Consider the following 21,101-nt stretch of genomic DNA (forward strand, 5'->3'; position numbering starts at 1 on the left):
CCTCTCGGATCGGGGGGGATCCGCGGCCCGTCGCGCCTCGGGCAGGGCGACGGGGGTCAGCGCCTGCCGGTGCCGAAGATCCCGCGGATGACTCCCCCGAGGATAGTCTGCGTCGACTTGGAGTTCAGGATCTGCTCGATCGGCGACTTCTGCGCCGACCGCGACGTGCGCGACGTGCCCGCGGTCTTCTTCAGCAGGCGCTCGTACTCCTGCTGCGCCTTCTTCTCGGCCGCGGCGGCCGCCTTGTCGCTGGCGGCCTGCTGCTTGTCGATCGCGGCCTTCTGCTTCGCGTACTCGGCATCGGCCTTCGCCTTGGCGAGCTCCGCCTCCTCGGCGGCGGCCGCGTCGTCGGCGGCGCGCATCTTCGCCGTCAGGATCTCGCGGGCGGACTCGCGGTCGATCGCCGTGCCGTACTTCGCCAGCAGCGGGGATGCCTTCACCGCGGCTTCGATCGCCGGGTCGGGCGTCGGCGACATCAGTCCCTGCGGTGCGCGCAGCCTGGTCCAGGCGACCGGCGTCGGCGCGCCCTTCTCGCTCATCACGGTGACGATCGCCTCACCCGTGCCGAGCTCCTGGAGCACGCGCTCGAGGTCGTAGCCCGACTTCGGGTAGGTGCCGACCGTCGCTCGCAGCGCCTTCGCGTCGTCGGGCGTGAACGCGCGCAGCGCGTGCTGCACGCGCGATCCGAGCTGCCCGAGCACGTCGGACGGCACGTCCTTCGGGGTCTGCGTCACGAAGAACACGCCCACGCCCTTGGAGCGGATCAGCCGGACGGTCTGCACGATCGCCGCGAGGAAGTCCTTCGACGCGTCCTTGAACAGCAGGTGCGCCTCGTCGAAGAAGAAGACGAGCTTCGGCTTGTCGGCATCCCCCACCTCGGGAAGGATCTCGAACAGCTCGGCCAGCAGATACATCAGGAAGGTCGAGAAGAGGGCGGGCTTGTCGATGACTCCCGGCACCTCGAGCAGGCTGATGACGCCTCGCCCGTCGGGCGCCGTGCGGATGAAATCGGCCACGTCGAACTCGGGCTCGCCGAAGAACACGTCGGCTCCGGCATCCGCGAACGTGATCAGCTCGCGCAGGATCACCCCCGCCGTCGCCGCCGAAAGGCCGCCGAGCTCCTTCAGCTCGGCCTTGCCCTCGTCGCTCGTGAGGTGGGTCAGCACCGCCCGGAGGTCCGACAGGTCGACCAGGGCCAGGCCGTTCGCGTCGGCGTAGTGGAACACCAGGCCGAGACTCGACTCCTGCGTCGCGTTGAGGCCGAGCACCTTCGACAGCAGCAGCGGGCCGAAGCCCGAAACCGTCGCCCGCACGGGCACGCCTTTGCCGACGCCACCGAGCGCGAAGTACTCGGTGACGGATGCCTCGGGCTTCCAGTCCTGGCCGATCGCCCGCGTGCGCGCGAGCAGCTTCTCGCTCGTCTCGCCCGGCGTGGCCACGCCGGAGAGGTCGCCCTTGATGTCGGCGGCGAACACGGGCACCCCCTTGGCGGCGAGCTGCTCGGCGAGTCCCTGCAGGGTGCGCGTCTTGCCCGTGCCGGTGGCGCCGGCGACGAGCCCGTGACGGTTCATCATGCCGAGCGGGATGCGGATCTGCGCCTCGGGCACCGGTTCGCCGTTGACGAGCGCCCCCAGGTCGAGCGTGGCCGCCTCGAACGTGTACCCCGCGGTGACCTTGTCGACCTCCTCGCGGGTGAGCGTTCCGGGGGTGGCGGGGTCGGACGACGCGGGTCGCGGCGCGGAGGGGGTCGGCTGAGGATCTGATTCCTGCGTCGGCGGGTTAGCGGTGAGCGCTCCCGCGGGCCCCGGAGCGGCGGCCACCGGGGCCTCGCCCGGCGTCGCCGCGCCCGGGGCCTCGGCGGCTGCGGGTACGGCGGACTCGGCGGCGGCGGTCGGCGCCGAGCCGATGCGGGCCTTCGCCGCGGCAGCTTCGGCGGCCGCGAGGGCGGCTCGCGCCTGCGCCGCCTTGAGCTGCGCCTCGGCCGCTTCCGCCTCGGCGCGCAGGCGCGCGAGGTCGGCTTCTGCGGCGGCGACCGCCGGGTCGGACGAGGGCTCTGACGCGGTCGGATCGGCGGCGGCGGTCATGCGCTCAGCCTAGCGACGGGCAGCGGGGAGCCGTCTCTGCCGCTCTCGCGCCATCGGCACGGCGAAGGCCGCCGCCACCAGCAGCGCCGCTCCCGCGCCGATCATCGCCCCGCCCACCGTGTCGCTCAGCCAGTGCGCGTGCAGATAGGTGCGGCTGAAGGCCATGAGGAAGACCCAGACCGCGCCGACGACGGCCACCCAGGCCCGCGGGAAGATGATGAACGCCGCGACGGCGAGGGTCGCGGCGTTGGCCACGTGACCCGACGGGTACGAGCCGTAGTCCGAGACGACCAGGATGTCTTCGGGGCGCACCCGGCCGAAGAGGTGCTTGAGCACCTGGACGCCGGCCGCCGACACCGCTTCGGCCGCGAGGAAGTAGGCGGCGGCCCAGGGACGACGCAGCAGGATCAGCGCGACGGCGCCCGCGATGGGCACCGCGAGGACCCCGACCCATCCCCCGCCGATCCAGTTCATGAACCGCGAGAAGGCCAGCAGCACCGGGTGCGTGGTGTCGAGGAGCGCCTGGTTCCACCAGACGTCGATGACGAAGGGCTCCTCGCCGCGCACGAAGATCCACCACCCGAGCAGGCATGAGAGCACGACGAGGGCGCCGCCGACGAGGAGCAGGGTGAGGACCGACGTCCTCACGCGGCGCTGCGTATCGGTCATCGCCCTATTGTGCCCGCCCTCCCTCCCGTGACGGGGCACCGTTCCGCGACGGCCCGCCGGGTGCTATGGTGCGGTCTCGCCCACACTGCGAGAGCGGGAGACTCATGTCCGGCGTCGTCGATGCGGTGCGAGCACTCATCGCGCCCCTCACCCGCACCCGGGTGTTCCGGCGTGTCATCGGACCGCTGCTGCTTCCGCCGGTGGAACGGCTCATCGCCCGCCTCTCGGGCGGGCGGGTGCAGCTGAGCGCCCTCCTCGTGCCGTCCCTCGTGCTCCACACCCTCGGTGTGAAGTCCGGGGCGCCCCGAGACGTCCCGCTCATGTACACCCCCGACGGACAGGGCCGCGCGATCGTGGCGGGCACCAACTTCGCGGGTTCGCGGCATCCGGCATGGACGGCCAATCTCCTCGCCCACCCGGACGCCGAGATCACCGTGCGCGGCCGGCGCATGCCGGTGCGCGCGACACCCGTGCCCGACGACGAGCGCGACGCGGCGTGGGCCCGCATCGAGGCGCAGTGGCCCGGGTACCGCGGCTACGAGCGCTCGTCCGGCCGCGCCGTGCGCCTCTTCCGCCTGCAGCCCGTCGGCCCCGCCCAGCCGGTCGGCGACCGCCGCAGGCCCGGCACCACCGCGGCCGGCGTGCTGCGCGAGATCCTCGCGCCGATCTCGCGCACCACGCCGTTCCGCCGCTTCGCGACCACGGTGCTGCCCGCGGTGGAGCGCTTCGCGTGGCGTGCGTCCGGCGGCCGCGTGCAGCTCACCGCGGCCGTCGTACCCTCGCTGGTGCTGCACACCACGGGCGCGAAGTCGGGCGAGCCCCGCGATGCCCCGCTGATGTACACGCCGGACGGCCACGGCCGCGCGATCGTCGCGGGCACGAACTGGGCCGGAGCGCGGCATCCGGCCTGGACGGCGAACCTCCTCGCCCACCCGGACGCCGAGATCACGGTGCGCGGCCGGCGCATGGCCGTGCGCGCGACGCTGATTCCCGAGGACCAGCGCGACGCCACGTGGGCGGTCATGGAGGCCCAGTGGCCCGACTACCGCGAGTACGAGCGCGACTCGGGTCGTACGGCGCGGCTGTTCCTGCTCACGCCGGTGCGCCGGCCTCCTCGGTCCGTCTGACGCGCAGCCGCGCTGGTCGGCGCCGCGCGTCCCGGCTCAGGGCGTCAGACGCTCCACGGTGCGCGGGCGCACGATCAGCCACAGCGAGAGCACGCCGACGACCGCGCACCCCGCCATCACGGCGGCCATCGTCGTGGCCGTGATGCCGGCGTCGCGCGCGATCCACCCGACGAGCGGCGAGATGAGTCCGGCCACTCCGAAGTTCGTGGCGCCGATGATCGACTGCGCGGTGCCGGCGGCCTTGCCGTGGCGGTCGAGCGCGAGCACCTGCACGCACGGGAAGGTGAAGCCGCACGCGGTCATGAAGACGAACAGCGGCACGATCGTGCCCCACAGCCCGAGGCCCAGCTGATCGGTGACGATGATGGCGGATGCCGCGACCACGAGCACCGCGGTCGACCACGCCATCACCCACTGGGGGCCGAAGCGGGCCGCCAGGCGGGACGCCGTCTGCACTCCCACGACGACGCCGAGCGAGTTGACGGCGAACATCAGGCCGTACTCCTGGGCGCTGAGGCCGTAGTCGAGCTGGAACAGGAACGACGAGCTCGACAGGTAGGAGAAGAGCCCCGAGAACGTCATGCCGCCGATGATCAGCACGCCGATGAAGACGCGATCGCTGAACACGCTGCGGTACCGCTGCCACACCGTGGTGGCGCCCCGCTCATGGCGACGAGCCGGCGGCAGCGTCTCGGGCAGGAGCACGATCGAGGCGACGAGCATGACGGCGCCGTATACGGCCAGCACGACGAAGATGCCCCGCCAGGGCATGACCGCGAGCAGCGCCGAGCCGACGAGCGGCGCGAGCACCGGCGCGACGCCCGAGACGAGCGCGAGCCGCGAGAGCATGACGACCAGCCGGCGGCCGCCGAACAGGTCGCGCACGATCGCGGCGGCCACCACGCCGCCCGCGGCCGCGCCGGCGCCCTGCAGCACGCGGGCGACCGACAGCAGCTCGAGCGTGGGCGCCAGAGCCGCCCCGACGCTCGCGACGACGTGCAGGGCGGTGACCGAGAGCAGCGGGATGCGGCGGCCGACCTTGTCGCTCAGCGGGCCGACGATGAGCTGACCGAGCGCGAATCCGATCATGGTGCCCGTCAGGGTGAGCTGGATCGCTGCGGCGCTGGTGGCGAAGTCGGCCTCGAGCACCGGGAACGCCGGCAGGTACAGATCGATCGTGAACGGCCCGAGGGCCGTCAGCGCGCCCAGCAGCACGATGTAGAGAACGCGCCGGCGGTGCGGGATGGAGTCGCCGGGGTGCAGGACGATCGGCGCGGTGGCGGGGTTCGAACCCAGCGTGCGGATGGCGCCGGTCGTGTGCGGTCGCGGGGCGGATTCGGCGGGCGTGCGGTCTGCGGGCTTCTGGACGGGGACGGAGGCGGTGTCGAGCAACAGAGGACTTCGTTTCGTGGCGGGAGTTTCGACAGGGGTGGTGAGGACGGCGCCGGAGCCGGCGGCCGGTGCGGCTGGGTGGAACCGAGGCGGCGGATCATCCGGGCTGACGATGGCACCGGGTCTGCGCAATGTCGACCGTCAGGTCGAATCGATTCGAAGTTTCCATGCTACCGGATGCCGGTCACGCCGCCGCACGCGCGCACCCGGGCCTGGCGCCGACGGAATCCCCGTCCTGTCGGCTGCTTCCCAGGGCCCCGTCGCATGCGCTCGCATAGGATGAGGGCAACCCGTCACCGCCATCCGGGCGGCACGCGCCGGGCGCCCCCGACCCCTGTTCAGCGATTGGCAGAGATCCCGAGCATGACCCCGACCCCCGCCCAGCAGCGTAAGAGCGGCAATCCCGCCACGCAGGCCAAGATCGAGCTGACCGTCAAGCAGCAGCGCGAGCAGAAGCGTCAGGAGAAGCTCGCCGAGTACCAGAAGCAGCTCGCCAAGCGCCGCCGCAGCAAGCTGGTCTGGTGGATCGTCGGGTCGGTGGCCGCCATCCTCGTCATCGCCGCGATCGTCGCCTCGATCGTCTTCGCCCCGGCTCCCGCCCCCACGTACGACCGTGGTGACAGCGACGGCAGCAGCATCGAGGGGGTCGAGACCTTCGAGAACACCGCCAACCACGTCGAGACCGAGGTCGACTACGCCCAGACGCCGCCCGCGGGTGGCGACCACAACGCGATGTGGCTCAACTGCGGCGTCTACACCGAGCCGGTGCCGAACGTGAACGCGGTGCACTCGCTCGAGCACGGGGCGGTGTGGATCACCTATGACCCCGCCCAGGTGTCGGATGAGGACGTCGCCGCGCTCGAGGCGCAGCTGCCGTCGACCTACACGCTGCTGACGCCCTACCCCGACATGGACACCCCGATCGCCGTCAGCGCCTGGAACGCGCAGCTCAAGGTCGACTCGGCCGATGACGAGCGGATCGAGGAGTTCATCAAGGCGTACTGGCGGAGCACCAACGCGCCCGAGCCGAACGCGGCCTGCACCGGCGCGTTCGAGGCTCCCGGCAAGCAGTAGGCCGGCCATGACCGACGAGGCCCGCTCCGGTGCCCCCCGGGGGTGGGTCATCGTCGCGGTCGCGCTCGTGCTGATCGCCGCACTCGCCTTCGCGGTCGGGCGGTTCTCGACTTTCGGCTCGCAGGGCGCGGTCTCTCCGGGACCGAACTCCCCCGAGGCGGGATTCTCGCGCGACATGCAGGTGCACCACGCCCAGGCGATCCAGATGGCGATGGAGATCTACCGCAAGACCGACGACGAAGAGCTGCGCGTGCTGTCGTACGACATCGCCACGGGGCAGGCCGGCCAGCGCGGTGAGATGTACGACTGGCTCGTGCAGTGGGGCCTCGCCCAGTCGGGCGGACCGATGATGCAGTGGATGGACGCGTCGCCCGAGCACGCACACGGGGGCGGCACCGCGGCCGAGCCGATGACCGACGACGAGGCGCATGCCGCGATGGGCATGGCGTCGGCCGACGAGATCGCTGCTCTCGAGGCCGCCACCGGCCAGGAGGCCGACTGCCTGTTCCTCGCGCTGATGATCCGCCACCACCAGGGGGCCATCCCGATGGCGGATGCGCTCCTCGAGCTCGGCAGCGACGCGCGCGCCCTGCAGATGGCGGAGAGCATCGCGGCCGGGCAGACCTCCGAGATCGCCGCGATGCAGGCGATGCAAGCCCGCCTCGGCTGCACCGGCTGACGGACCGATGCCGCGGGCCGGCGCACTGCGCCTGCCCGCGGCATCCGTCATCCGGCTCGCGTCACCCCTTCGTGCTGCCCGCCAGCAGGCCACGGACGAAGTAGCGCTGCAGCGACAGGAACACCACCAGCGGAACCACGAGGGCGATGAACGCGCCCGCTGTGAGAAGGAACCAGTCCTGACCGCGGTTACCGGTCATCTCGGCGAGGAGCTTCGTGATCGGCGCCACGTTGCCGTCGGCGAAGATGAGGGCGACGAGCAGGTCGTTCCACACCCAGAGGAACTGGAAGATCGCGACCGAGGCGATCGCCGGCATCGTGAGCGGCAGGATGATCCGGAAGAAGATCTGCCCGTGCCCCGCGCCGTCGACGCGTGCCGCCTCGATCACCTCGCCGGGGATCTCCGAGATGAAGTTGTGCAGCAGGAAGATCACGAGCGGCAGCGCGAACATCGTGTGCGCGATCCACACCTGCGCGTAGCCGGCCGAGCCGATCGCCTGGATCACCGGGATGCCGAAGATCGTGCCGCGCGAGAACAGCTGCAGCAGCGGGATCAGCGCCATCTGGATCGGCACGATCTGCAGCGCGAACACCAGGACGAACAGGAGGCTCTTGCCCCGGAAGTCCATCCACGCGAAGGCGTACGCGGCGAGCAGCGCGATCGAGATCGGGATGATCGTCGCGGGGATCGTGATCGCGAACGAGTTGACGAACGCCTGCGCCATCGTGAGCTGGCTGTTGCCCGCCTGCAGCGCCGTGGCGTAGTTGTCGAGCGTCCATCCCCAGTTCTCGAAGACGGTCCACCAGCCCGTGGTCTGGATGAGCTCCCGCGGACGGAACGAGCTGATCAGCAGCCCGAAGGTCGGGATCGTCCAGAGGATCGCGATGATCAGCGCGGCGAACGTCGCCCAGCGTGAGGTCAGCCGGCGCTTGGTCTTGCCGAACATGTCGCGGTCGGCCTTACGGGCGCCGCGCGCGAGCTCCTTCTTGCCCTCGTCGTCGATCGGCAGATCGACCGGCATCACCGCGCTCATCAACGCACCTCCCTCTGCTTCTTCAGCTGGATCGCGTTGTAGATCACGATCGGCAGCACCAGCACGAAGAGGATCACCGCGAACGCGGCCGAGCGCCCTGCCTCGAAGCTGCGGAACTGGGTGTACATCTCGTTCGCGATGACGGAGGTGTTGTTGGCACCGCCGGTCATGGTCCGGACGATGTCGAACACCTTCAGCGAGGCGATCGAGATCGTGGTCAGCACCACGATGAGGGCCGGGCGGATGCCCGGGACGATCACGTTGATGAAGCGCTGCCAGCCGTTCGTGCCGTCGAGCTCCGCCGCCTCGATCTGCTCGGTCGGCACGCCCTTGATGGCGGCCGACAGGATCACCATGGCGAAGCCGGTCTGGATCCAGATGAGCACGACGATGAGGAACAGGGTGTTCCACGGCTCGACCGCGAGGAAGTTGACGGGCGTGCCGCCGAACCACACGATCACCTGGTTCAGGAAGCCGATCTGCTCCTCCCCGGCAGGCCGGGCGGTGTACACGAACCGCCAGATGATCGACGCGCCCACGAACGAGATGGCCATCGGCATGAAGACGAGGATCTTGTAGAACCGCTCGCCGCGCGTCTTGTCGATGAAGTAGGCGTACGCGAGACCCGCGATCGTCGAGACGACAGGAGCGATCAGCACCCACACGATCGTGTTCACGATGACGCGGACGTTCTGCTGCTGCGAGAAGATCCAGACGAAGTTGTCCCATCCGACGAAGGTGGTGCCGCGGGAGTTCATGAACGCCTGGAAGATCGTCTGGATCGTCGGCACGATGAGTCCGACGAGGAGCAGCAGGATCGCCGGCGTCATGAAGCCGAAGAGCTGGAACAGCGACCCTTCGCCGCCCTTGGCGCGCTTGTCGAGGAAGAAGAAGATCAGGCCCAGCACGGCGGCGGCGCCGATGGCCCACTGATAGGACTGCAGAAGCCAGAGGAAGAGCGCGGGGAACGCGACGCACGCGGCGAGGCGGATGGTCGTGTACATCCGGCCGGGGCGCGGGGCGATCTCGATGAAGAACAGGATGAGCGCGACCACGAGCAGGAAGACCCCGACGATGACGAGGATCTCCAGCCACGGGTTGAGCGTGCTCACCCATCTCAGGAAGTCGGACATGGTTTCCTTTCGAGTGCAGCGGCGGACTCGGGGCGAGAGCGGGAACGGACGGGGCCGCCGGTGAAGGCGGCCCCGTCGCGTTCGGTGCGGATCAGTCCGCGGGCCAGCCCGCTTCGATCTGCTGCAGCACCGTGTCGAGATCGGTGCCGTTGACGTAGTCGACCATCCCCTTGAAGAAGGTTCCGGCGCCGACCGCACCCGGCATCAGGTCGGAGGCGTCGAACCGGAAGGTCGTCGAGTCGTCCTGCAAGATCGCGATCGCCTGCTGCAGGATCGGGCTCGATGCGCTCTCGGGGTCGAGACCCTTGTTGGCGCTGATCACGCCGCCGAGCTTCACGCGGTTGTTCGCCCACTCGGGGCTCGAGAGGAACTCCTGCACCTTGACAGTGGCCTCGGAGTCGTCGAAGGCGGCCACGATCTCGCCGCCGCCGGTGACGACATCACCCTCGGCCTCGCCGCCCGCCTCGTAGGGCGGGAGCAGGAAGGCCCAGATGTCGCCGTCCTCGCCCACCTCTGCGCCGGCGTCCACGAGGAAGCCGTCGAAGAACGACGCCTGGTGGTGCAGGGCGCACTTCCCGTCGGCCATCGCCTGCGCCGGGTCGGTGCCGAACGGCGTCGTCACGATCGTGTCGATGCCGCCGAAGCCCGCGTTGACGTAGTCGGGGTTCAGCGCGATCTTGCCGAACTCCTCGAACGCCGACTTGATCTGCGGGTCGGTGAAGGGGATCTCGTTCGCGATCCACTGGTCGTAGACCTCGGTGCCCGATTGGCGCAGCACGATGTCTTCGACCCAGTCCGTACCCGGCCAGCCGGTCGCGGCGTCGGACTGGAAGCCGATGCACCACGGCGACGTGCCGAGGTCGGCCTGAGCCTGCGCCGTGAGGTCGAGCACGCCCTGCCAGTCGGTGGGCACCTCCCAGCCGTACTCCTCGAACTGCGCCGGCGAGTACCAGACCCAGCCCTTGACGCTCGCCATGAGCGGCGCGCCGTACAGCGTGTCGCCGACGGTGCCGTAGCCCGCCCAGTCCTCGGACCAGTATTCGGCGACGTTGTCGGCGACGCCCTGCGGGGCGGGCAGGATCAGGTCGCGGCTGGCCATGTCGGCCATGAGGCCCGGCTGCGGGAAGATCGCGAGGTCGGGCGGCGTGCCGCCCTGCGCGCGGACGGCGATCTGCGCCTCGAACTCCTTCGACCCCTCGTACTGGATGTCGATGTCGTTCTCTTCCTCCCAGTCCGCCCAGGATTCCTCGAGCAGCTCCTGCTCCGGCGGGACGATCGTCCCGTAGACCGTGACGACGTTGTCGCCGCCGTCGCCGCCGCCCTCGTCGCCGCCGTTGCCGGCGCCGGGGCCGCCGCTGCACGCGGCCAGTGCGAGGCTCGTGGCGCCTGCCACGGCCAGAGCCACGACGAGGCGGCCCTTCCTGGATGTGTTCATACGTCCTCCTCATCGAGTACCGCGGAACATCGGGCGTCGATGCCGCGCGGGCACATAGGGAACCGATTCCATGTTCACGCTAAGGGATGCCGCAGGGCGACACAACGACGGCACATCACAACTCGGTAAACACCGCATCCCATGGTGGCGCGACTCGATCGGGCGCGGCACAATGTGGACCGGAACCGGTTCCATAATCGGGGACGTCGGCGTCCTCGGGGGCGAGGAGGACCCGATGGCGGGCATCGCCGATGTGGCTCGCGCGGCAGGCGTGTCGAAGTCCACGGCCTCGCGTGCGCTCACCGGATCGGGCTACGTCTCGGCCTCGACGCGCACCCGCGTGCGGGATGCCGCCACCGCCCTCGGCTACGTCCCCACGACGAGCGCGGTGAGCCTCGTGACGGGTCGCACGCAGACGGTCGGCGTGGTCATGCCGTCGCTGGACCGGTGGTTCTTCGCCCAGGTGCTGGAGGGTGTCCAGGACGCACTGCTCGAGCGGCAGTACGACCTCGCCCTGTACGGCGCCGCGCCGGAGTCGGCGGCACGGCGCGAGATGTTCGAGCACTTCCTCGCCCGCAAGAGGTTCGACGGGCTGATCGCGGTCGGCATCGAGCCCAATGCCCGCGAGCTGGAGCGGCTAGTCGCCTTCGGCAAGCCCGTCGTCACGGTGGGAGGGGACGGCGTCGGCGCCGACTCCGTCTCCATCGACGACGAGGCGGCGGCGCGCATCGCCACCGATCATCTCATCGGTCTCGGCCACCGGCAGATCGCCTTCCTCGGCGGCGACCCCGACGGGCGGCGCACCAGTTTCGGCGACGGTCGCCGGCTCGACGGATACCGCGGCGCGATGCGCGATGCCGGGCTCGCGGCATCCGTCCGTCACGTGCCCTCGGAGGTCACGCTCCCCGGTGGCTACGGCGCCGCGGTCGAACTGCTGGGCGATCGCCGCACCCGCCCGACCGCCCTCGTCGGGGTCTGCGACGAAGTCGCCGTGGGGGCCGTCATCGCGGCGCGGCGCCTGGGCATCCGCGTGCCCGAGCGGCTGAGCGTGGTCGGGATCGACGACCATGCGTATGCCGAGATGTTCTCGCTGACCACCCTGCAGCAGCGGCCGCACGAGCAGGGCCGCGCGGCGGTGCAGCTCCTGATGTGGCAGCTGGACGACCCGGCGGCACCCGCCCGGCATCTGTCCGAGTCGTCGCCGCTGGTGGTGCGCAACTCCACCGCCCCGATCGATGACCAGGCCTCGGCCGTCATCGGCGTCGGACCGCTCGGCACCGCGTGACGGCGGCCGCCCTCGTCACAGCACGCCGAGGTCGCGGAAGGTGCGGCCTTCCCACGCCACCTGCTCCGCGGCATCCTCCACTCCGCTCACGACCCGGAACGTCTCGGATCCGGATGCCTCGACCCGCACGAGCCGCCGATCCACGAGGACAGGCGGCGGGCCGGTGACGACCTCCTCGAGCACCCGGGTGAACGCCCCGGTCCGCCGCAGCGGCGCGAGGATCGGACCGCCGTCGCGGACGTGCGCGGCGAGGTCCGCCAGCAGGCCGGTGCGCTCGAAGGCGTACGTGCGCGGCAGCGCCGCCCCGTCCCGGAAGACGTGCAGCGTGTCGAGCGTGTAGTGGTAGACGAGGTGCCCGCGCGACCCGCGGACGAGCACGTAGGGTTCGTGCCGCCGCGGCGCCGTCGTCACCAGGCCCGCGGCCAGACGCACTCCCCCGCGCAGGTCGACGACGAGCGAAGACGTGTCGTCGGTCTCGATGTCGTTCGCCCGCCGCAGATCGGCGTCGATCGCGACCACGTCGTCGGGTTCGGCGGCACCGGCGATGGCGAACGCCGTCGCGAGAGCATGCGCCAGCGGGTTGGTGACGACGCCGTCGCCGACGAGGCGACCGTCGCGCACGCGATGACCCGCCCACGGGGCACGGCGCCAGTACTCCTCCGAGCGCGACCACAGTCCGACCGCGCCGTAGTGCCGCACGTCGCCGATGACACCGGATGCCGACACCTCCGCGGTGGCGGCCACGCCCGCGCTGCCCAGCGACTGGAAGCCGACCTGCACGGCGCGGGAGGCGGCATCCGCTGCGCTCGTGAGCGCGACATGATCGGCGACCGAGGGCACCGGCGGCTTCTCGAGCAGCACGTGGGCGCCGCGTTCCAGCGCCAGGAGCGTGAGCTCGGCGTGTGTCGGGATCGGCGTGCTCAGCACCGCGATGTCGAGGTCGACGTCGGCGAGCATCGCGGCCGCATCGGCGAACACGGCGGTGGAGGAGGGCACGTCGCCGCCGCCCCGGGGGTCGGCGACGGCGACGAGTTCGAGGTCGGCGGAGAGGCCGAGGGTGGCGTCGACGTGGCTGCGGCCGTGCCCGTGCACGCCGGCGATGCCGACGCGCAGGCGCCCGCTCACAGCCCCGCCTCGGCGCGCAGGGCCGGCAGCGCCTCCTCGACCGCGGCGGCATCCGCCAGTTCGCTGTCGAGCACATACGCGGTCAGCTCGAGGCTGAGCTCGCCGCCCTCGGCGATCGTGCGCGGCTGATCCCACGCGACCGACGGGCCGGCGCCGAGGTATTCGGCGAACCGGACGAACCACGGCAGCCGCTCCTCGCCCTGCACCAGCACGACGGTCGTGCCGCGATCGGGGAAGGTGAACGCCAGCCACGGCGTCGTCGCGCCGTGCACGTCGCGCTCGGTGTCGCCGGCGGGGCTGAAGACCCGCGCGATCTCGGGGGCGAACCGCCAGAAGATGCCGCCGTAGCCGGCACCGTCACGCCCGTTGGTGGCCGGCGACCCGAACGTGATGGCGTCGAGGGTCGCCTTGAGGCGGCTGCGCCAGCGCAGCGCCCAGCCGCCGGCGAGCTCTGCCGAGCGCAGCTCGCGGACCTCGACCAGCTGGGTGGTGCCCCGGTGATCGACCCAGCTGAGGCGCTCGTCGAGGGAGTGCCCGTCGATGTGGAGGCGATCCCGTCGCTGGCGCCCGTGATTGGGCACCATGATCGAGCCCTCGCCACGCACGTACGTGCGCCCGCCCCAGTACGAGGTGCCGTTGACGTCGGCGATCGCGAGGCTCACGCCCAGGTGATGGGGGTGATCGGTGGGTTCGGTGACGGTGAGCGGCGTGCCCGTGCGCGAGATGACCGCGTCGAGGTACGGCCGCGGCGAGAGCACGGAGTCGACCTGCGTGCCCTCCTCGTACTGCGCGACGACCGTCGACCCCAGACGGAGCACCGGGCGGGCGGGACCGACCCAGCCGCTGGCGTGCGACGCGGGGCCGGAGCTGCGGCGGGGCACGAGGACGGGGCGGTAGAACAGGGGGTGGTCGGCGTTCTCGCCGTCCAGCGCTTGACGCATGCGATTCCAAGCCTGCCGCCCGATCTCGATCCGCGGGACCGACATCGTGGTCAGCGGAGGGGCGGCGAAACGGGACTGCGGGATGTCGTCGATCCCGACGATGGACAGCTGATCGGGCACTTCGACGCCCACTTCGCGCAGGCGCGACATGAGTCCGAGGGCCACCAGGTCGTTGAACGCGATGGCGGCGGTCGCCCCGGTCTCGAGCACGGCGTCTGCGGAGTCGTAACCCGCCTCCATGCTGGACCCCGCCGGAATGGTGAGGAACTCCAGATCGGGGAACTCACGTGCCAGCTCGCCGAGGCCCTGCGCGCGCTGCTCGTTGGCGTAGCTGAGCGGCGGACCGGCGACGTACGCGATGCGGCGGTGGCCGAACCCGCGCAGGTGGATGCCGAGCTCGCGCACCGCCGTGACGTAGTCCACCGCGAGCTGCGCCGCCGGGGTGTCGTCGACGCGCCGGTTCACCACCACGACCGGGGTCGTGCGCTGGATGAGATCGCGGAGCTCGGCATCCGGCATCCGTGGTGACACCAGCACCAGGGCGTCGCACTTGCTGCGCGCCTCGCTCGCGATCTCGGCCTCGACGCCCACGGCCTCAGCGCTGTCGGCGACGAGGACACGATAGCCGTCCCGCGCCGCCGCGACCGTCAGGCCCTTCAGCACGCCCTGGAACATGGGGTTCTCGAGATCGGGCACCAGCAGCGCGATGGTGTGGCTGCTCCCCCGCACGAGGCTGCGGGCGGCCTCGCTCGGCGAGTAGTTCAGCGCCGCCACCGCGCGGTTCACCTTCGCCACGATCGCGGGGTCGACGGTGGCGACGCCGTTGAGCACGCGCGACACCGACGCCTGCGATACACCGGCGTACTGCGCGACCTGCGCCATCGTGATGGGGCGCGACGTGACCTCGGTCAACCCGATCTCCTTCTGCTCTCAATGATGGGCGTGCACGACCTGCCTGCGGCGCATTCGCCCCCTCGGGGAGCGGCGCGCCGCAAGGGCGGCACCGCGGCCGGCGTGGCCGATGTCGCCGGCGTGGCCGCCCGGGACCGGACCCCTCATCACTTCGGTCCGGCCCCGTGCGGTCTGTGGGGGTGCGTCGCGTGCGGACGCACCCCGGTCCTGGACTAGATCGCCGCGTCGTCGAGCGCCTGCTGCAGCTCGGCGATGAAGCTGGCCGCGGCGTCTTCGGGCGTCAGCTCGCCGAACAGCACCCGCTGGGTGTGCTGGTCGATGATCGTCTCGATCGCACCGCCGCCCGGGGGCGTGGCCGGAGGAGCGTCGCCCACGCGCGGGGCGATCGCGTCGAGGAAGTCGACGACCTCCTGGTTGACCTCGTCGAGTTCGGGCGTGATGTATTCGCGGATCTTCTCGTTGGCCGGCACACCGCGCTCGGCGAGGAGCAGGTCGGCCGCCTCCTCGCTGTTGGCGAGGAAGTCGAGGAACAGCGCCACCTCGGCGGGGTGCTCGGTCTTGGCCGAGGCCGACCAGAACATCGACGGCTTGTAGTACGCCGCCGCGCTCTCGCCTTCGTCGGGCGTGGGAACCATGAGCGGCTGGAGGTTCTGCCCGCTCGCCTCGCGCAGCGCGGCGACCTGGTTCGACCACCACGGGCCGAAGGCGGACTGGTTCGTCGCGGTGAACGACTCGGCAAGACCCGCCGACTCGCGCTCGATCGTCGCGGAGGGGTCGGGCGTGCCGCCCGCCTCGGTGACGTCGAGCAGGTTCTGCCACCACGCGGCCAGGGTCTCCTCGCTCGCGGTGACCTCGGGAGATCCGTCCTCCGCGTACAGCGACTCGCCGTGCTGGCGGAGCCAGTTGTTCAGGCCGCCGTCCTCGAAGCCCCACGACTGCGAGCCCACGACGGCGCCGCCGCTGGCGGCCGTCACCTCCTCGGCGACCTTGTTGAGGTCTTCCCACGACCAGGTCTCGTCGTCGGGCAGCTCGATGCCCAGGCTCTCGAGCAGGTCGACGTTCGCCATGTAGGTGTAGGAGTTGATGCCGACCGGGATGCCGTACTGCGTCCCGTCGAGCGCGCCCGTGCCGAGCACCGCCTCGGGGAAGTCCCCCGTGGGGAGCTGGTCGCCGAGGGTGCCGAGGTCGAGCAGCACGCCGTTCGCGGCGTAGGTCGAGAGCTGCTTCTCGTCCATCTGGATGATGTCGGGAGCGTCGCCGGCTGCCACCGTGGTGGCGAGCTTGTCCCAGTAACCGGCCCAGTCGGTGTACTGCGGCTCGATGGTGATGTTCTCGTGCTCCGCCTCGAAGGCGGCGATGAGCTCCTCGGTGATGCCGTGGCGGACATCGTTGCCCCACCAGGTGAAGCTGAGCGTGACGGGCTCATCGGACAGGGTCGGTCCGGTGGCGGGGGTCTCCGCCTGGCCCCCGCACGCGGTCAGCGTCAGCATCGTCGCTGCGCCGACGGAGGTCAGCAGCAACCAGCGCGGGGCGGTTGTGTTGCGTCGCATGTCTTGCATCCTTTCGACCGGAGTCGGGTGTGGTTGTGGTGCGTTGTGTGATGAGGGTGGGCGGGAGCCCGCGAAGAGGTGCGTGACGCGAGCGTCACTTGATCCCGGTCGTCGCGATCCCCTTGATGAGGAACTTCTGGCCGAACAGGAAGATCAGGAAGATCGGGATGAGCGAGACGACGCTCATCGCGAACATCTGGGCGTAGTTGGTGGAGCTCTGCGCGTCTTCGAACGACCGCAGCGCGAGGGGGACGGTGTACAGCTCGGGCTTGGTGAGGAAGATCAGCTGCGAGAAGAAGTCGTTCCACGTCCAGATGAAGGTGAAGATCGCCGTCGTGGCGAGCGCCGGCACCATGAGCGGAAGGATGATCTGCAGGAAGATGCGCGGGTGCCCGGCGCCATCGATGCGCGCCGCCTCGTCCAGCTCCTTCGGAATGCCGCGGATGAACTGCACCATCAGGAAGATGAAGAACGCGTCCGTGGCGAGCAGCCTCGGCACGATGAGGGGCAGGAACGTGTTCACCCATCCGAGCTGGGAGAACAGCACGTACTGCGGGACGATGATCACGTGGATCGGGAGCATGATGCTCAGCAGCATGATCGCGAACCAGAACCGCTTGCCGGTGAAGTGCAGGCGGGCGAACGCGTACGCGGCCATGGAGCACGACACCAGGTTGCCGATGATGCAGCCCAGCACGATCAGCGCCGAGTTCCACATGTAGACGTTGAAGGGGTACGCCAGCGCGTTCCACCCGTCGGTGTAGTTCGAGATCTCGAAGCTGTCGGGGATGATGCCCGGATCGCGGAAGATCTCGCTGTTCGGCCGCAGCGAGCTGACGACCATCCAGATCACCGGGTAGAGCATGCCGAGGGCGAGCGCGATCAGCAGCGTGTGACGAACGATGCTCGTCATCGGCTTGCGGAACGGGCTGCGCCGGCGGGTGCGGGGCGGGCGACCGGTGACGAGCGTCTCGGTCGCGGGCGTGGCCGTCATGGCGGCGTCGTCAATCTTGGTCATCGTAGAAAACCCAGAATCTCGAGGTCCAGAACATCAGGACGGTCAGTACGCCGATGATCACGAGCAGCAGCCAGGCCATCGCCGAGGCGTAGCCCATGTTGTAGTTCGTGAAGCCCTGCTGATACAGGTACAGCGTGTAGAAGAGCGTGGAGTCGACCGGGCCGCCGGTGCCGCCCGAGACGATGTAGGCCTGCGTGAACGACTGGAAGGTGCCGATCAGCTGGAGCACCGCGTTGAAGAAGATGATCGGCGTGAGCAGCGGGATCGTGATGCGGAAGAGCTGCTGGCGCCTGCTGGCTCCGTCGACGTCAGCCGCTTCGTAGTACATGGTGGGGATCTGGCGGAGGCCGGCGAGGAAGATCACCATCGGCGAGCCGAACGTCCAGACGTTGAGGATCATGAGCGTGCCGAGGGCGGTATCGGGGTTCGAGATCCACCCCTGCCCCTGGATGCCGAAGACGGCCAGCACCTGGTTCACCAGGCCGTCGATCCCGAAGATCTGGCGCCAGAGGATCGCGATCGCGACGCTCGCGCCGAGCAGCGAGGGAAGGTAGAACGCCGAGCGGTAGAAGGCGAGGCCTCGCAGCCCGCGGTCGAGGACGATCGCCAGGAAGAGCGCGACCGCCAGCTGCAGGGGCAGCGAGACGAACACGTACGTGAAGGTCACCTGCAGCGCGTTGTGCAGGCGCTCGTCCTCCCACATGCGCACGTAGTTCTGGAAGCCGATCCACTTCGGCGGGCTCAGCAGGTTGTACCTCGTGAACGACAGCCCGAACGAGGCGACCATCGGACCCATGGTGATCAGGACGAGGCCGACGAACCACGGGGCCAGGAAGAGATAGGCCGCCTTGTTCTGCTTCTTGCCGTCGGCCTTCGCGGACTTGAGCTTGCCGAGCTCGCTGATCGCGCTCATGCGACGGCTCCGCCGGCATGGCGCCGGCGCCGTCTGATGAAGCGGTGCGTCGTCGTCACCGTGTTCCTCCGAGTCTCGTCTTCGAGCTGAGAATGCGCTTTCTGGAATGCGCATTCTCATTCTTGTCAGATCGGATGCCGCGGCGCAAGTCCTCGGGAAAATCAGCGCTCGTTCGTGATCAGGTCGTGAGAAAGGGCTTTCACGATCGCGGCAGTCTCGGCGTCCGCGGGTGGGGTGGGACGGCGCCCGGGCACGACGAAGGCCCCGGATGCGCGGCATCCGGGGCCTTCGGGAATCGCTGCAGAAGCAGCGCGGGATTACTTGAGGGTAACCGTCGCGCCGGCCTCTTCGAGAGCGGCCTTCGCCTTGTCGGCGGTCTCCTTGTTGGCGCCCTCGAGGACGGCCTTCGGAGCACCGTCGACGACGGCCTTCGCCTCACCCAGGCCGAGCGAGGTGAGCTCGCGGACGACCTTGATGACCTGGATCTTCTTGTCGCCGGCGGCCTCGAGGATGACGTCGAACGCGTCCTTCTCCTCGGCCTCCTCGGCGGGGGCACCACCGGCGGGAGCGCCGGCAGCGGCCACGGCCACGGGGGCGGCGGCGGTGACGTCGAAGGTCTCCTCGAACGCCTTGACGAACTCGCTGAGCTCGATGAGCGTGAGCTCCTTGAACGCGTCGAGCAGCTCCTCAGTGCTGAGCTTTGCCATGATGTATCTCCTTGATTGTGGTTTCTACGCCGGGGCCTGAAGTCAGGCCGCGGACTCCTGCTTCTCGCGCAGCGCGTCGACCGTGCGGACGGCCTTCGACGGAAGCGCATTGAAGACGTATGCCGCCTTGGTCATCGAGGCCTTCATCGCACCGGCGAGCTTCGCCAGCAGGACTTCACGGCTCTCGAGGTCGGCGAGCTTGTTGACCTCGTCAGCGCTCAGGGGGTTTCCGTCGAAGAAACCACCCTTGATCACGAGAAGAGGGTGTGCCTTGGCGAAGGCACGGAGACCCTTCGCGACGGAGACCGGGTCACCGTGCACGAACGCGATGGCCGACGGACCCTTGAGGTCGTCGTCCAGCGACGTGATCCCCGCGTTGTTCGCGGCGATCTTGGTCAGCGTGTTCTTCACCACGGCGTATTCCGCGTCCTGACGGATGCTGTTGCGCAGCTCCTTGAGCTGGGCAACCGTCAGACCGCGGTACTCGGTCAGCAGAACGGCGGTCGAGTCCTCGAAGTTCTTCGTGAGCTCGGCGACCGATGCTTCCTTCTGCGCCATGGCCACTCCTTGTGTGTACGAGACGCTCCGCGGTGGCGGGGCGCCGGCCGAGGCATCCGTCATCTGAGCTCGTCACGGCAACAAAAAAGCTCCGGCGCAAGCGCACGGAGCAGGATTCCAGGAGAATCGTTCGTGACACCTGCGCGGGCCCCTGCGTTGCAGAGCTTCGATCTCCATGCGTTCACACGCACGTCGATGACCGGCGGTCTTCGGCTCCGTACAGCCTACGCGACACCCGCCTCTCCGCCAAATCGCCCCCTGTCCCCCTCCCCCTCCCCCCTTCCCCCCTCCCCCCCCCCCCCGCTTCCCGGCCGTTCGCCGAGATGGTGCTATCTCGGCGAGACAGCACGTCCTCGGCGCCGACAACATGCTGGTTCGCCGAGAACGTGCGTTCTCGGCGAGGCAAGGCGGACAGGAGAGAACGGACGAGGGCGAAGTGTGCGGCGGCGCTCACGGGATGCGAATGCCGAAAGCGGCGAGACGCTCCGCCAGCGTTTCAGCCGTGCGCAGGTGCTTGTGCTCGACGCGCACGAAACGCTGCTGAGTGAGACCGCGAATCCAATCCTCGCGGCGCTTCTCGTCGAGGAGAACCTGTTCGAGCGTGCGACCCGACCGCAGAGCTTCGTCCTCGTACTTGCCGATGCCATCGACCTCGAGGAAGCTCTGCACGTCTTCGATCTCGACGTCGATGCGCCATCGCTGACCCGCCGGGCCGGAAACCGGCACTTGGAGGCGGAGTCTCTGAAACCCGAGAGTGCGCAGATGGGTGCGGGCGAGGCTCTCCTCGGGTGACTCGGCGCGTCCGTCTGCGAACTGGATCACCGCCGCGGCCTGCCGGACTCCTCGGACGCCTTTCGCGTGCTTCACCATGAGCGACATCCGCTCCCGCCAGAGCCCGGCTGCGGCCTCATCGTACGCGCGATCCCGGAACGCGATCTGCCGGAGGCCGGCATCGCAAGCGGCGACGGCCGCTTCGAACGGAAGCGAACGGGCGAGGTCGAACAGAGTGCGATCGAGCGTGGTGACGCGAATCCCGTGACGCATCGTCACGTCGCGGTCAGGAAGTGCATCCAGGTGCCGCCGCAGACCGCTGCGGCTCGGCACGTTCTTCTGCCCGGGAATGACCAGGTGCACGGCATCGGGCACATGACGGAGAAGCGGGAGATCCCACAGCACCGCGCTTGACTCGCGGCACGCGACGGCATCGCCCCCGCGCATCTCGCCGAACACCGCAGCGACCTCGATCCGGTGCCGGGACTCCGGCCACAGGTCGTTCCAGTCCGCAGCGAGGACATACCGGTTCCGCTGCAGCCGCATCAAGCCTCCGCTTGCGAGCGCACGCCGGACGTCCCGATCGCTCCAGCGGTTGCGCTCGAGTGTCTCGCGGGTCATCACGGCCCGCCGTGCGCCTTCGAAGCTGATGTGGTGCGGCATCCGTGCACGGTCCCACGCCGAAGCCGCCCCCG

The 21,101-nt window shown here is 69.8% G+C and carries 18 protein-coding genes; 4 read left to right on the forward strand and 14 right to left on the reverse strand.

The features are described 5' to 3' along the window. Positions 1 to 56 precede the first annotated feature (56 nt). Positions 57 to 2,084: a helicase HerA-like domain-containing protein gene (locus R8Z57_RS02530; RefSeq protein ID WP_318352179.1), complete on the reverse strand. Its 2,028-nt coding sequence runs from the start codon at positions 2,082 to 2,084 to the stop codon at positions 57 to 59. A 9-nt stretch (positions 2,085 to 2,093) separates the two neighbouring features. After that, the gene (locus R8Z57_RS02535; RefSeq protein ID WP_318352180.1) at positions 2,094 to 2,753 is read right to left on the reverse strand and encodes a phosphatase PAP2 family protein; all 660 of its coding nucleotides are present in this window, start codon (positions 2,751 to 2,753) and stop codon (positions 2,094 to 2,096) included. 104 nt (positions 2,754 to 2,857) lie between these two features. Here R8Z57_RS02535 and R8Z57_RS02540 point away from each other — a divergent pair, with 104 nt between their 5' ends. Beyond that, a complete protein-coding gene (locus tag R8Z57_RS02540) occupies positions 2,858 to 3,880 on the forward strand; it encodes a nitroreductase family deazaflavin-dependent oxidoreductase (protein ID WP_318352181.1) in 1,023 nt (340 codons plus the stop codon). 36 nt (positions 3,881 to 3,916) lie between these two features. Here R8Z57_RS02540 and R8Z57_RS02545 read toward each other — a convergent pair whose 3' ends face one another. Then, complete coding sequence (locus tag R8Z57_RS02545) at positions 3,917 to 5,272, reverse strand: multidrug effflux MFS transporter (RefSeq protein ID WP_318352182.1); 1,356 nt, start codon at positions 5,270 to 5,272, stop codon at positions 3,917 to 3,919. A gap of 363 nt (positions 5,273 to 5,635) precedes the next feature. On the opposite strand from R8Z57_RS02545, the gene R8Z57_RS02550 reads away from it, so the two are divergent. Together R8Z57_RS02550 and R8Z57_RS02555 are read left to right on the forward strand one after the other, a co-directional pair. Next, the gene (locus R8Z57_RS02550) at positions 5,636 to 6,346 is read left to right on the forward strand and encodes a DUF3105 domain-containing protein (protein WP_318352183.1); all 711 of its coding nucleotides are present in this window, start codon (positions 5,636 to 5,638) and stop codon (positions 6,344 to 6,346) included. Positions 6,347 to 6,353: 7 nt separating this feature from the next. After that, positions 6,354 to 7,025 carry a DUF305 domain-containing protein gene (locus R8Z57_RS02555; RefSeq protein WP_318352184.1) on the forward strand — a complete coding sequence of 224 codons (672 nt, stop codon included), beginning with the start codon at positions 6,354 to 6,356 and terminating at the stop codon, positions 7,023 to 7,025. Between the two features lie 61 nt (positions 7,026 to 7,086). On the opposite strand, the gene R8Z57_RS02560 is transcribed toward R8Z57_RS02555, so the two are convergent. The 3 genes from R8Z57_RS02560 to R8Z57_RS02570 form a co-directional block, all read right to left on the reverse strand. Continuing rightward, entirely contained in the window at positions 7,087 to 8,058 is a 972-nt protein-coding gene (locus tag R8Z57_RS02560; protein WP_318352185.1) for a carbohydrate ABC transporter permease, read from the reverse strand. Further along, positions 8,058 to 9,191: a sugar ABC transporter permease gene (locus tag R8Z57_RS02565; RefSeq protein WP_318352186.1), complete on the reverse strand. Its 1,134-nt coding sequence runs from the start codon at positions 9,189 to 9,191 to the stop codon at positions 8,058 to 8,060. The genes R8Z57_RS02560 and R8Z57_RS02565 overlap by 1 nt, the downstream gene beginning before the upstream one ends. A gap of 91 nt (positions 9,192 to 9,282) precedes the next feature. Then, positions 9,283 to 10,626, reverse strand: a complete 1,344-nt coding sequence (locus R8Z57_RS02570) for an ABC transporter substrate-binding protein (protein WP_318352187.1) — start codon at positions 10,624 to 10,626, stop codon at positions 9,283 to 9,285. Between the two features lie 235 nt (positions 10,627 to 10,861). Between R8Z57_RS02570 and R8Z57_RS02575 the strand changes: the two genes are divergently transcribed. Then, positions 10,862 to 11,911, forward strand: coding sequence for a LacI family DNA-binding transcriptional regulator (locus R8Z57_RS02575; protein ID WP_318352188.1), 1,050 nt, complete (start codon positions 10,862 to 10,864; stop codon positions 11,909 to 11,911). A 15-nt stretch (positions 11,912 to 11,926) separates the two neighbouring features. Here the strand turns inward: R8Z57_RS02575 and R8Z57_RS02580 are convergent, their stop codons facing one another. The 8 genes from R8Z57_RS02580 to R8Z57_RS02615 all read right to left on the reverse strand — a co-directional run bounded on the left by R8Z57_RS02580 (position 11,927) and on the right by R8Z57_RS02615 (position 21,069). Continuing rightward, positions 11,927 to 13,036 (reverse strand): Gfo/Idh/MocA family oxidoreductase, encoded by a 1,110-nt coding sequence (locus R8Z57_RS02580; protein WP_318352189.1) that lies wholly within the window; start codon positions 13,034 to 13,036, stop codon positions 11,927 to 11,929. Then, entirely contained in the window at positions 13,033 to 14,889 is a 1,857-nt protein-coding gene (locus tag R8Z57_RS02585) for a DUF6807 family protein (RefSeq protein ID WP_318352190.1), read from the reverse strand. The genes R8Z57_RS02580 and R8Z57_RS02585 overlap by 4 nt, the downstream gene beginning before the upstream one ends. Positions 14,890 to 15,101: 212 nt before the next feature. Next, positions 15,102 to 16,439, reverse strand: a complete 1,338-nt coding sequence (locus tag R8Z57_RS02590; RefSeq protein WP_318352191.1) for an ABC transporter substrate-binding protein — start codon at positions 16,437 to 16,439, stop codon at positions 15,102 to 15,104. 94 nt (positions 16,440 to 16,533) lie between these two features. Beyond that, positions 16,534 to 17,457, reverse strand: a complete 924-nt coding sequence (locus tag R8Z57_RS02595; RefSeq protein WP_318352192.1) for a carbohydrate ABC transporter permease — start codon at positions 17,455 to 17,457, stop codon at positions 16,534 to 16,536. Beyond that, positions 17,444 to 18,370 (reverse strand): sugar ABC transporter permease, encoded by a 927-nt coding sequence (locus tag R8Z57_RS02600; RefSeq protein ID WP_318352193.1) that lies wholly within the window; start codon positions 18,368 to 18,370, stop codon positions 17,444 to 17,446. Before R8Z57_RS02600 ends, R8Z57_RS02595 begins: the two co-directional genes overlap by 14 nt. A 317-nt stretch (positions 18,371 to 18,687) precedes the next feature. Further along, positions 18,688 to 19,077: a 50S ribosomal protein L7/L12 gene (rplL, locus tag R8Z57_RS02605; protein ID WP_109211492.1), complete on the reverse strand. Its 390-nt coding sequence runs from the start codon at positions 19,075 to 19,077 to the stop codon at positions 18,688 to 18,690. 42 nt (positions 19,078 to 19,119) lie between these two features. Continuing rightward, positions 19,120 to 19,635, reverse strand: a complete 516-nt coding sequence (gene rplJ / locus R8Z57_RS02610) for a 50S ribosomal protein L10 (RefSeq protein ID WP_109211493.1) — start codon at positions 19,633 to 19,635, stop codon at positions 19,120 to 19,122. Between the two features lie 450 nt (positions 19,636 to 20,085). Next, positions 20,086 to 21,069: a hypothetical protein gene (locus R8Z57_RS02615; protein ID WP_318352194.1), complete on the reverse strand. Its 984-nt coding sequence runs from the start codon at positions 21,067 to 21,069 to the stop codon at positions 20,086 to 20,088. Between the last annotated feature and the right edge of the window lie 32 nt (positions 21,070 to 21,101).

Source organism: Microbacterium sp. M3 (genome assembly GCF_033548675.1).
Lineage (GTDB): Bacteria > Actinomycetota > Actinomycetes > Actinomycetales > Microbacteriaceae > Microbacterium > Microbacterium arthrosphaerae.

Coding starts and splice junctions, on each gene's coding strand:
- R8Z57_RS02555 (WP_318352184.1), top strand. CDS start 6,354: ATGACCGACGAGGCCCGCTCCGGTGCCCCCCGGGGGTGGGTCATCGTC.
- R8Z57_RS02550 (WP_318352183.1), top strand. CDS start 5,636: ATGACCCCGACCCCCGCCCAGCAGCGTAAGAGCGGCAATCCCGCCACG.
- R8Z57_RS02540 (WP_318352181.1), top strand. CDS start 2,858: ATGTCCGGCGTCGTCGATGCGGTGCGAGCACTCATCGCGCCCCTCACC.
- R8Z57_RS02530 (WP_318352179.1), bottom strand. CDS start 2,084: ATGACCGCCGCCGCCGATCCGACCGCGTCAGAGCCCTCGTCCGACCCG.
- R8Z57_RS02560 (WP_318352185.1), bottom strand. CDS start 8,058: ATGAGCGCGGTGATGCCGGTCGATCTGCCGATCGACGACGAGGGCAAG.
- rplL (WP_109211492.1), bottom strand. CDS start 19,077: ATGGCAAAGCTCAGCACTGAGGAGCTGCTCGACGCGTTCAAGGAGCTC.
- rplJ (WP_109211493.1), bottom strand. CDS start 19,635: ATGGCGCAGAAGGAAGCATCGGTCGCCGAGCTCACGAAGAACTTCGAG.
- R8Z57_RS02595 (WP_318352192.1), bottom strand. CDS start 17,457: ATGACCAAGATTGACGACGCCGCCATGACGGCCACGCCCGCGACCGAG.
- R8Z57_RS02570 (WP_318352187.1), bottom strand. CDS start 10,626: ATGAACACATCCAGGAAGGGCCGCCTCGTCGTGGCTCTGGCCGTGGCA.
- R8Z57_RS02565 (WP_318352186.1), bottom strand. CDS start 9,191: ATGTCCGACTTCCTGAGATGGGTGAGCACGCTCAACCCGTGGCTGGAG.
- R8Z57_RS02535 (WP_318352180.1), bottom strand. CDS start 2,753: ATGACCGATACGCAGCGCCGCGTGAGGACGTCGGTCCTCACCCTGCTC.
- R8Z57_RS02590 (WP_318352191.1), bottom strand. CDS start 16,439: ATGCGACGCAACACAACCGCCCCGCGCTGGTTGCTGCTGACCTCCGTC.
- R8Z57_RS02575 (WP_318352188.1), top strand. CDS start 10,862: ATGGCGGGCATCGCCGATGTGGCTCGCGCGGCAGGCGTGTCGAAGTCC.
- R8Z57_RS02600 (WP_318352193.1), bottom strand. CDS start 18,370: ATGAGCGCGATCAGCGAGCTCGGCAAGCTCAAGTCCGCGAAGGCCGAC.
- R8Z57_RS02615 (WP_318352194.1), bottom strand. CDS start 21,069: ATGCCGCACCACATCAGCTTCGAAGGCGCACGGCGGGCCGTGATGACC.